General features: G+C 59.2%; 9 protein-coding genes and 1 pseudogene. 8 read left to right on the top strand and 2 right to left on the bottom strand.

Translation table 11 applies throughout. From position 1 onward, the window contains the following. From ACOTY5_RS09795 to ACOTY5_RS09760, 8 genes and pseudogenes are all read left to right on the top strand, one after another. Positions 1-288, top strand: a pseudogene (locus ACOTY5_RS09795) (cytochrome C biogenesis protein CcdA); the annotation flags it as partial. Positions 289-332: 44 nt separating this feature from the next. After that, the gene (locus ACOTY5_RS09790; RefSeq protein WP_015572355.1) at positions 333-998 is read left to right on the top strand and encodes an HAD family hydrolase; all 666 of its coding nucleotides are present in this window, start codon (positions 333-335) and stop codon (positions 996-998) included. A 297-nt stretch (positions 999-1,295) separates the two neighbouring features. After that, positions 1,296-2,450 (top strand): mandelate racemase family protein, encoded by a 1,155-nt coding sequence (locus tag ACOTY5_RS09785; RefSeq protein ID WP_045142413.1) that lies wholly within the window; start codon positions 1,296-1,298, stop codon positions 2,448-2,450. 33 nt (positions 2,451-2,483) lie between these two features. Then, on the top strand, positions 2,484-4,100 hold the full coding sequence (locus ACOTY5_RS09780) for an ABC transporter substrate-binding protein (RefSeq protein WP_045142414.1): 1,617 nt from the start codon (positions 2,484-2,486) through the stop codon (positions 4,098-4,100). Next, complete coding sequence (locus ACOTY5_RS09775; protein ID WP_017693076.1) at positions 4,097-5,134, top strand: ABC transporter permease; 1,038 nt, start codon at positions 4,097-4,099, stop codon at positions 5,132-5,134. The genes ACOTY5_RS09780 and ACOTY5_RS09775 overlap by 4 nt, the downstream gene beginning before the upstream one ends. Next, entirely contained in the window at positions 5,131-6,036 is a 906-nt protein-coding gene (locus ACOTY5_RS09770) for an ABC transporter permease (RefSeq protein ID WP_045142415.1), read from the top strand. Before ACOTY5_RS09775 ends, ACOTY5_RS09770 begins: the two co-directional genes overlap by 4 nt. Then, positions 6,008-6,868: an ABC transporter ATP-binding protein gene (locus tag ACOTY5_RS09765; RefSeq protein ID WP_045142416.1), complete on the top strand. Its 861-nt coding sequence runs from the start codon at positions 6,008-6,010 to the stop codon at positions 6,866-6,868. Before ACOTY5_RS09770 ends, ACOTY5_RS09765 begins: the two co-directional genes overlap by 29 nt. 9 nt (positions 6,869-6,877) lie before the next feature. Continuing rightward, positions 6,878-7,651 carry an ABC transporter ATP-binding protein gene (locus tag ACOTY5_RS09760; RefSeq protein ID WP_032104609.1) on the top strand — a complete coding sequence of 258 codons (774 nt, stop codon included), beginning with the start codon at positions 6,878-6,880 and terminating at the stop codon, positions 7,649-7,651. Between the two features lie 69 nt (positions 7,652-7,720). On the opposite strand, the gene yegS is transcribed toward ACOTY5_RS09760, so the two are convergent. After that, positions 7,721-8,620 (bottom strand): lipid kinase YegS, encoded by a 900-nt coding sequence (gene yegS, locus ACOTY5_RS09755; protein WP_015572360.1) that lies wholly within the window; start codon positions 8,618-8,620, stop codon positions 7,721-7,723. Positions 8,621-8,868: 248 nt separating this feature from the next. Further along, positions 8,869-10,230: a tRNA 5-hydroxyuridine modification protein YegQ gene (gene yegQ / locus ACOTY5_RS09750; protein WP_017383261.1), complete on the bottom strand. Its 1,362-nt coding sequence runs from the start codon at positions 10,228-10,230 to the stop codon at positions 8,869-8,871. Positions 10,231-10,294 lie beyond the last annotated feature (64 nt).

Below are 10,294 nucleotides of genomic sequence, written 5' to 3'. Positions count from 1 at the left end.
GGGATTTTTGTGGCGGCCTTCGTACCGATGGCGGCGGTGTTCCCGGCGCTGGAGCCGCGGCACAAGGGGGCGGCGATTTCGGTGTATAACCTGTCAGCCGGTCTGTCAAACTTCCTTGCGCCGGCGATTGCCGTGGTGCTGCTGCCCTGGTTCAGCACGCTCGGCGTGGTCATTGCCTACACGGCGCTGTATGTCGTGGCCTTCATCCTGTGTCCGTTTATTCGGGTTGAACAGCCTGGGTTTGTTCGTCAGGAAACCTGTAAGGGTGAAACGGTCGGAATTTCGTAATTTATTCAGGCCTGACGGCAGCGTCGGGCCATTCACGGAGACGTATGATGGATGTTAAGGCGGTAATTTTTGACATGGATGGCGTCATCATTGACTCCGAAGGCCTGTGGCGTCAGGCGCAGAAAGCAGCTCTGGCAGGCTGGCGTGCTGAGGTCAGCGACGAAGAGTGTGAGTCACTGACGAAAGGCAAGCGGCTGGATGAGATTGCCCGGACCTGGTGCGAATACTGCAAACTTGAGGCCGATCCTGAAATGATTGAAGCGGCCATTCGTCTGCGTATCATCGAACTGATTGGCCGGGAAGGCAAAGCGATAGAGGGCATCTACGACGTGATGTCGTATTTTCGTGAGGCAGGTTACCGGATTGCACTTGCCACCTCTTCGTCGCATGAAATCGTGCATGCGGTGCTTAAGAAACTCAGGATGGGTCACTATTTTGAGGTCATTTGCAGCGCCGACGATGAACGCTACGGAAAACCGCACCCTGCCGTCTATCTCTCGGCGCTGCGAAAATTAGGCCTGACGGCCTCGCAGTGTATAGTGATTGAAGACAGCCAGAGCGGCTACCGTGCCGCCCTTAGTGCGGGGCTCAAAACCCTCATCGTCTCGCCAGCGTGCCATCATGCCAGCTTTAACAATGCCAGTGGCCGGTATGCGTCTATGCATGCGCTGCTGGAAACGCTTGCCGTTCCAGCCCCGGAAGCGGGTTAGTTGACTGATTTGTAAGCGCAGAAGTTTCCGCGGGTTGTTGCCGGTCAGCATATTCCTGCTTCTGCGCTTACCTTCAAATAACGTCTCCCGATCAACCTCACATTTCCCCGCGCTTTTGTGAAAATTGTCACGTCCGACCGTGCATATGCCCAAAAAATAGCCTCTCCTTAACGCGTTTTGTCCGAGGACGTGCTGATTTTTTATGCTTAAATTACATACTGAAACGCATTTTTAAAATCATAAAACCCCTTTGTCATTTTCTGCTTCTGGGCTTATCGCCGGACTTAAGGACCGATAATGAAAATTGAATCTGTAAACGTCACCGTTTTTCAGTACCCGACGCGTCGGGTCTCTGACGCCGCGGGGCATTCGCATCCTGGGCCGGAGAGCATGGCCAAAATGGCGATGCTGACCATCACGGCAGAAGAGGGCACCCGCGGATATTCGTTCGCGCCGCCGGAAGTGGTGCGCCCCTTTGTGGTCAATACCTTCTTTCGCAAAGTGCTGGTGGGGCAGGACGCATTCAACCGGGAACGCATCTGGCAGGATCTGGCGCACTGGCAGCGGGGAAGCGCGCATCAGCTGACCGAGCGTGCGCTGGGCTTCGTTGAACAGGCGCTATGGGATCTGATTGGCCGTAAGCTCAACCTGCCGGTCTGGAAACTGCTTGGCGGCTATCGCGATAAGGTGCCGGCCTACGGCAGCACCATGTGCGGCGACGATCTGCCGGGCGGATTATCCACGCCGGAGGAGTACGCCAGCTTTGCCGAAAAGCTGGTGGCGCGCGGTTACAAGGCCATCAAGCTGCACACCTGGATGCCGCCGGTCTCTTTCGCCCCCAATCCAAAGATGGACGTCAAAGCCTGTGCCGCCGTGCGTGAAGCGGTTGGCCCGGACATTGACCTGATGATTGACGGCTACCACTGGTACAGCCGTACCGAGGCGCTGTACATCGGCAAAGCGCTGGAAAAGCTTGACTTCGCCTGGTTTGAAGAGCCGATGGAAGAGGAGAGCATGGCCTCCTACGCGTGGCTGGCGGAAAACCTCTCGATTCCGGTTATCGGCCCGGAAAGCCTGGGCGGAAAGCACCACAGCCGCGCGGACTGGATCAAAGCCGGGGCCTGCGACATCCTGCGCGCGGGGTCGAACGGCGTGGGCGGCATTTCCCCAACGCTGAAGGTGGCGAACCTGGCGGAATCTTTTGGCATGGACTGCGAAATACACGGCAACGGCGCGGCCAGCCTGGCGGTGATTGGCGCCATCAAAAACTGCCGCTGGTACGAGCGCGGCCTGCTGCACCCGTTCCTCGACTACGACCAACCGGCGGCGTACCTCAACAGCCTGGTGGACCCGATGGACGAACACGGCATGGTCAGTCTGCCGACCCGTCCGGGGCTGGGCGAAGACATTAATTTTGCATATATCGAAGCCAATACCGTCAGCCACGACTGACAGATAAAAACGTACCCTACAGGCGATATATACATGAAACGATCTCCCTTAGCCGGGGCGTGCTTGCTCGCGCTCTCGCTGATGATGGGGAGCGGTGCGGCGTACGCGAAAACGCCGCCCGACCAGCTCATCATCGGCATGAACATGAATAACCTGCTGACCCTCGATCCGGCGGCAATGACCGGTAACGAAGTGGTCGGCATTGTGGTCAATCTCTACGACTCGCTGGTGGAGCTGGACCCGAACGCGCTCACCAACGTCAGGCCCGCGCTGGCGACGTCCTGGGATATTTCGCCGGACCGTAAAACCCTGACCTTTCACCTGCGTGACGACGTTAAATTCCACTCTGGCAACCCGCTCACGGCGGAGGATGTGGTCTGGTCGATGCGCCGTCTGCTGCACCTCAACCTTGCCCAGGCCTCGGTGTGGAAGTCGTATGGATTTTCTAAGCAAAACATCGACAGCCAAATCAGCGCCCCCGATGCCTACACGGTGCAAATTGTTCTGCCTAAGCCTAACGATCCGCAGCTGGTGATCTACTCCCTCGGCGCGCTCGGCAACCTCGGCGTGCTCGACAGCAAAACGGTGCAGCAGCACGCGGTGAATAACGACTGGGGCAACCGCTGGCTTACCACCAACGAAGCGGGTTCCGGCCCGTTTATGCTGGAAAACTGGCAGGCGAAGGACGTGCTGCGCATGCAGCGCAACCCGCAATACTGGCGGGAAGAACCCAAAATGAGCCGGGTGGTGCTGCGTCATTTCCAGGAGTCACAAACCCTGCGCCTGATGATTGAGAAAGGCGACCTCGACGTTGCCAACAACATGGCGGTGGCGGACATTAACGCCCTGCGCAAAGACCCGCAGCTCACCGTCGAAGCCGTGCAGAAAGGCACGGTCTACTACGTGGCGATGAGCATGAAAGAGGCCCATTTCGCTAACCCGAAGGTGCGCGAAGCGGTGCGCTATCTGATTGACTATCAGGGCATCAACAGCGCGCTGATGCCGGGCTACGGCGTGCTGCACCAGCGCCCGATCAAAGCGGGTATGCCGTCCACGCTGCCGGACCCGGGCTATAAGCTCGATATCCTGCGCGCCAGAAAGCTGCTGGCGGAGGCGGGCTACCCGGACGGGTTTGACACCACCCTGCGGGTGCTGGCGGATCAGCCGTTCCTCAATATCGCCATCGCCGTGCAGTCGACGCTGATGCAGGCGGGCATCAACGCCAAAATCATCACCGGCACCGGGAACCAGATTTACGGCGCAATGCGCGAGCGCAAGTTCGACATGCTGGTGGGGCGCGGCGGTAGCGGCGTTGAACCCCATCCGCACTCCAGCCTGCGGGCGTTGGTCTATAACCCGGACAACAGCGATGAAGCCCGTCTGACCAACTTCCAGGGCTGGCGTACCAGCTTCTACGACAAGCCGCTCAATGAAATGATCGACAAGGCCCTGCTGGAGCGCGATCCGGAAAAACAGATCGCCGACTACCAGCAGATCCAGGTCCGCTACGACGAACTGATCCCGGCGATGGTTCCTCTGTCGCAGATGGTTGATTCGGTGGTGGTGCGTAACGAGGTGAAGAACTTCCAGTCGCACCCGTCGGCCACCACCTTCCTGCGTGAGGTCTACAAAACCGGAGGTGACAAATGAGTGTGGCAATTCTCGCGCCCGGCTCACGGACCCGGCGCTTCTCAAAGCGGTTAACGCAGGTGGTGGTGACGCTGTTCGGCCTTCTGCTGCTGACCTTTTTCATCGGCCGCGTAATGCCCGTTGATCCGGTGCTGGCGATTGTCGGACCGGATGCCGACCACAGCACCTATCAGCAGGTCTATCACCAGCTGGGATTCGACCGGTCGCTGCTGGCTCAGTTCGGTATTTACCTCAATAACCTGCTGCACGGTGATCTGGGCAATGCCCTGCTCACGGGTAAACCGGTGACTGCCGATATTCTGCGCGTCTTCCCGGCGACGCTCGAGCTGGCGACGATGGCGATTATCGTCGGTGCGGGTCTGGGTATTCCGCTGGGCGTACTGGCGGCGGCGCGGCGCAACAGCGTTTCCGACTACGTGGTGCGCATCATCAGTCTGGCGGGTTATTCCACGCCGATTTTCTGGGTCGGGATGATGGGGCTGCTGCTGTTCTACGCCTGGCTTGGCTGGGTGGGAGGCGCGGGACGTCTGGATCTCGGACTGGAGGGGGTAGTCCCACGCCGCACCGGACTGATGACGGTGGATGCGCTGCTGGCCGGGAACGGCGCGGTGTTCTGGAACGCCATTAACCATCTGGTTTTGCCCGCGTCGCTGCTTGGCTTCCACTCGCTGGCCTATATCAGCCGCATGACCCGCAGCTTCATGCTGGCGCAGCTGTCGCAGGAGTTCATTATCACTGCCCGGGTGAAGGGCTTAACTGAACGTCAGGTGATCTGGAATCACGCGTTTCGCAACATTCTCGTGCAGCTCCTGACGGTAGTGGCGCTGGCCTACGGCTCGCTGCTGGAGGGGGCGGTGCTGATTGAAACCGTCTTCTCCTGGCCGGGCTTCGGTTCGTATCTCACCGGCAGCCTGCTGCTCGGGGATATGAACGCGGTCATGGGCTGCGTGCTGCTGGTGGGGGTCATCTTCGTGATGCTGAACCTGCTCTCCGACATGCTGTATCAACTCTTTGACCCGAGGACGAAATCATGACCGTTTCTCTGGATTCGCCGCTGGGGACCGGGCCATCCGAACGCCGCCAGCGTATCAGACGCACGCTGGGCCGCGCCGCGGGCTTCGTCGGCAAGATGGCGCGCAATCCGCTCACCGCCATCGGCGGCGGGATTATCCTGCTGCTGCTGATTGTGGCGGCGTTTGCCCCGCTGATCGCGCCGTACAACCCGCTGGTGCAGGACCTCAATAACGCGCTGGTCGCCCCGAACGCACTGCACTGGTTCGGCACCGACGAGTTTGGCCGGGACATCTTCAGCCGGCTGGTGTACGGCGCGCGCATCACGCTCTACATCGTGCTGCTGGTCTCCGTGACCGTTGGCCCGCTGGGGCTGCTGCTGGGCGTGACCGCAGGCTACTTCGGCGGCAGGGTGGACGCGGTGCTGATGCGCGTCACCGATATCTTTATCTCCTTCCCGAGCCTGGTGCTGGCGCTGGCGTTTGTCGCGGCGCTCGGGCCGGGGCTGGAGCACGTGGTGATTGCGATTACGCTCACCGCCTGGCCGCCGATTGCCCGTCTGGCGCGCGCCGAAACTCTCTCTCTGCGCCAGGCCGATTTTGTCTCCGCCGTGCGGCTTCAGGGTGCTTCCCCGGTGCGCGTACTGTGGCGTCACATTGTCCCGCTGTGCCTGCCGTCAGTGATTATCCGCATCACCATGAACATGGCGGGGATCATTCTCACCGCCGCCGGGCTGGGCTTTCTTGGCCTTGGCGCACAGCCGCCGGAGCCGGAGTGGGGAGCGATGATCTCCAGCGGTCGTACCTACATGATGGAGTGCTGGTGGGTGGTGACTATTCCGGGGCTGGCGATCCTGATCAACAGTCTGGCGTTCAACTTCTTAGGAGATGGCTTGCGTGACATCCTCGATCCTCGTAGCGAATAACCCGATGCTCGACGTGCGCGATCTCCACGTCGATTTTATCAACGGCGACGCGGTCACCCACGCGGTGCGCGGCGTCTCTTTCCAGCTCGGACGCGAAAAGCTGGCGATTGTCGGTGAATCCGGTTCCGGTAAATCCACCGTCGGGCGGGCGCTGCTACGCCTGCATCCGGCCAAAGCGCAGATCCGCGCCGCGCGGATGCAGTTTGGCGATGTCGATTTACAGGCCGTCAGCGAGGCGCAGATGCGCGGCATTCGCGGCAAGCGCATCTCGATGATCATGCAGGACCCGAAATACTCCCTTAACCCGGTGGTGTGCGTGGGCGACCAAATTGCCGAAGCCTGGCTGACCCATCATCCGGGGCGCAAGGCGGAAGCCAAAGCCAGATTGCTGGAGATGCTCGACGTGGTGCGCATTCGCCAGCCGGAGCGGGTGTATCACCTCTGTCCGCACGAGATTTCCGGCGGGCAGGGGCAACGCATCATGATCGCCATGATGCTGATCGCCGATCCCGAGCTGGTCATTGCCGACGAGCCGACTTCGGCGCTGGACGTGTCGGTGCGTTTGCAGGTGCTGGGCCTGCTCGACGACCTGGTGCAGTCCCGCGGTCTGGGGCTGATTTTTATCAGCCACGACATCAACCTGGTGCGCAGCTTCTGCGACCGGGTGCTGGTGATGTACGCCGGACGGGTGGTGGAGTCGATTGCCGCGAAGGATCTGCACAACGCCAGGCATCCCTACACCCAGGGGCTCATCAGCGCGCTACCGGAAATCAACCATCGCCGACCGACGCTGCCGGTATTACAGCGTCAGGCCAGCTGGCTCAACGAGTAAGGAGCAGAGATGATCGAGATACAACACCTTAACCTGACGTTTGGCGAGGGCGAGAAGCGTAATCAGGTGCTGGACGATGTGAATATCAGCGTGAGGGACGGCGAGATTTACGGCCTGGTGGGGGAGTCCGGTTCGGGCAAAACCACGGTGCTGAAATGCCTTGCCGGGCTGTTTACCCACTGGGAGGGCGAGCTGGCGATTAACGGCAAGCGGCTGGAAAAACGTATCAGCCAGGAACGCTGCCGCCGGGTGCAGATGGTATTTCAGGATCCGTACGGCTCTTTGCATCCGCGTCACACCATCGGCGATATTCTGGAAGAGCCGCTGCACATTCACCGCATAAAAGATCGGGAGCGGCGCGTTCACGCCCTGCTGGATAAAGTTGGGCTTAGCCGGGCGTTTCGCGATCGCTATCCGCACCAGCTTTCCGGCGGGCAGCGCCAGCGCGTGGCGATTGCCAGGGCGCTGATTCTGGAGCCGCAGGTGCTGCTGCTGGATGAACCTACCTCGGCGCTGGACGTCTCGGTTCAGGCGGAAATCCTCAACCTGCTGGCGGAACTTCAGCGTGAGTCGAACCTGACCTACCTGATGGTGACCCACGATCTGGGCGTGATTGCCCATCTGTGTCAGAAGGTGGCGGTAATGCAGTATGGCAAAATCCTTGAAAGCCTGACGGTGGACGAACTGGTCGCCGGGCAGGCCAAAACCGACTATACGCGGATGCTGGTCAATGCCTCACAGCAGTATTCCCGCGAGATGGCGCGGGAGGTGGCGGTGTATTAGGTAGCCGGGTGGCGGCTACGCGATCGGTCCTGTAGGCCGGGTAAGGCGTAGCCGCCACCCGGCAAACCATCAGCGCAAGAGCTGACAATCCGGCGGTAATCGGCACTGCAACGCGCCCGGAACAACTTCGATGCGGAATTTCTCTCCGCTCAGCGGTTCGCCATCAAGGTTAAAGGTCATGCCGTGTGGGGCGATCACTTCAAACCACGCGGATTTCCCGGCGATGATATTGGGGCTCTCCTCTGGCTGCGTCAGCGTCGTAAACAGCGCGGGCAGCAGCCCGTCGCCAGTAAAAATGCGCAGCTGTAGCTGACCATCATTAATCAGGGCTTCCGGGCAAAGCTGCTGTCCGCCGCCTGCCTGACGTCCGTTGCCGATACCAATCACCAGCGCGTCGCCCTGCCAGTGGAAGTTCTCACCGTGGATTTCACAACTGTCGGGCTTGAGGGTGTCCATGCGCATCAGGCCGTGAATGAGGTACGAGACGCCGCCCAGCGCGGCTTTCAGCTTCTCCGGCGTTTCGCTGGTGATCCGCGTGCCGAAACCGCCCGTTGCCATGTTGATAAAGCAGGTTCTTTCGTTCACCTGCGCAATGTCGACGGCGGTCGCTTTCCCGAGGATAGCCAGTTGCAGCGCTTTGCCTAAATCCTCAGGTATGCCGGCGCTGGTGGCAAAATCATTGGCGGTACCGAGCGGTAAAATGCCCATCACCGGGCGATGTGCTGTGTTGAGGTCAATAAGCGCACCAGCGATCTCGTTGATTGTTCCGTCGCCGCCGCCTGAAATGATGGTCTCAGCGCCTAACCTGATGCCTTCGTCGATATAGCGTGCCGCATCGCCTTTTTCGAAGGTCACCCGCACGTGAATACGCGCGCCATCTTCACGCAATTCGGTGATCGCCTGGCGCAACAGATCGTTGCCTGCACTTTTGCCATTGAGAATTAATAAACTGTCTGGATAGGATGCCATCCGGGTTGCTCCCTTTTTTAACTATAGAAAGAGTGTATCCCAGAGAAGGAAAAAGCGGGTAAGAACAGGATGAAAGGCAAAAAATAAGCCCGCGTAAGGGAGATTACGCAGGCTAAGGAGGTGGTTCCTGGTACAGCTAGCATTTATGGGTTATGTTTTTCAGCGGGGGGATAATACCCGTATTGAACGAAGCGGTATGTGATCCGATTCTAAGAATTATCCCAGCGTGAAAAAATCCCGTTGATTGACTATTTGCCGTGTGGATTTCGGGTATTTTCACCTTCAAAATTACGCATCAGCAGTGCAAACTCCAGCTCTACCTCTTCAGGAACCGGCAGCCAGACCACATGGCCGTCGCCAGGAGCGACCTCTATCGCCTCACCTTTTTTGTTTTCCAGGTGCTCCAGGCGGAAGTTCATGTTGCCCTGAGGCGTCATCAGCTCCAGGCTGTCGCCTTTAGTGAATTTGTTTTTTACGGCGACGGCGGCCAGCGGACCTTTACGTTCGCCGGTGAAGTCGCCTACAAACTGCTGGCGTTCGGAAATCGAGTAGCCATGCTCGTAGTTCTGGTAGTCGTCGTGGGTGTGACGGCGCAGGAAACCTTCGGTATAGCCGCGATGCGCCAGACCTTCCAGCGTTTCCAGCAGGCTGGTGTCGAACGGTTTGCCGGCGGCGGCATCGTCGATGGCTTTGCGATACACCTGTGCGGTACGGGCGCAGTAGTAGTAAGACTTGGTGCGGCCTTCGATTTTCAGGGAGTGTACGCCCATCTGGGTTAAACGCTCGACGTGTGCGATGGCGCGCAGATCTTTGGAGTTCATGATGTAGGTGCCATGCTCGTCTTCGAAGGCGGTCATGTATTCGCCCGGACGTTTGGCTTCTTCGATCATAAACACGCTGTCGGTAGGCGCGCCGATACCCAGCGTTGGCTCAACGTTGGTGACCGGGATCGGCTCGTGTTTGTGCACGATATTGCCGATGTCATCTTCTTTGCCTTCCTGAACGTTATATTCCCAGCGGCAGGCGTTGGTGCAGGTGCCCTGGTTCGGGTCACGCTTGTTGATGTAGCCAGAGAGCAGGCAGCGGCCGGAGTAGGCCATGCACAGCGCGCCGTGAACGAAGATTTCGATCTCCATATCCGGCACCTGGGTGCGGATCTCTTCGATCTCTTCGAGGGACAGCTCGCGGGACAGAATGACGCGGGTCAGCCCCATCTGTTTCCAGAATTTCACCGTTGCCCAGTTGACGGCGTTAGCCTGCACCGAGAGGTGAATGTCCATCTCCGGGAAGTTCTCCCGAACCAGCATGATTAAACCCGGGTCCGACATGATCAGCGCGTCCGGCCCCATCTCCACGACCGGCTTCAGGTCGCGAATGAACGTTTTCAGCTTGGCGTTGTGCGGCGCGATGTTCACCACCACGTAGAATTTTTTGCCCAGGGCATGCGCTTCATTGATGCCGAGCTGAAGATTCTCGTGGTTGAATTCGTTGTTACGCACGCGCAGCGAGTAGCGCGGCTGGCCCGCGTAAACGGCGTCGGCACCATAGGCGAAAGCGTAACGCATATTTTGCAGCGTTCCCGCCGGGGAAAGGAGTTCCGGTTTAAACATGTTTGTTCTCGTTCTGATGACAGGTCAGATCCGCGTGCACCTGGTGCAGCGGTAAGGGGAGATC

This window comes from Enterobacter cloacae complex sp. SHL018 (assembly GCF_049237905.1).
GTDB lineage: Bacteria > Pseudomonadota > Gammaproteobacteria > Enterobacterales > Enterobacteriaceae > Enterobacter > Enterobacter hormaechei_C.
Note: the sequence above shows the minus strand (reverse complement) of the source record. Positions and strands in the feature narration are given on the sequence as shown.

Excerpts from the sequence above, each read along its gene's own strand:
- ACOTY5_RS09775 (WP_017693076.1), top strand. The coding sequence starts at position 4,097 with ATGAGTGTGGCAATTCTCGCGCCCGGCTCACGGACCCGGCGCTTCTCA.
- yegS (WP_015572360.1), bottom strand. The coding sequence starts at position 8,620 with ATGGCATCCTATCCAGACAGTTTATTAATTCTCAATGGCAAAAGTGCA.
- ACOTY5_RS09760 (WP_032104609.1), top strand. The coding sequence starts at position 6,878 with ATGATCGAGATACAACACCTTAACCTGACGTTTGGCGAGGGCGAGAAG.
- ACOTY5_RS09780 (WP_045142414.1), top strand. The coding sequence starts at position 2,484 with ATGAAACGATCTCCCTTAGCCGGGGCGTGCTTGCTCGCGCTCTCGCTG.
- yegQ (WP_017383261.1), bottom strand. The coding sequence starts at position 10,230 with ATGTTTAAACCGGAACTCCTTTCCCCGGCGGGAACGCTGCAAAATATG.
- ACOTY5_RS09770 (WP_045142415.1), top strand. The coding sequence starts at position 5,131 with ATGACCGTTTCTCTGGATTCGCCGCTGGGGACCGGGCCATCCGAACGC.
- ACOTY5_RS09790 (WP_015572355.1), top strand. The coding sequence starts at position 333 with ATGATGGATGTTAAGGCGGTAATTTTTGACATGGATGGCGTCATCATT.
- ACOTY5_RS09785 (WP_045142413.1), top strand. The coding sequence starts at position 1,296 with ATGAAAATTGAATCTGTAAACGTCACCGTTTTTCAGTACCCGACGCGT.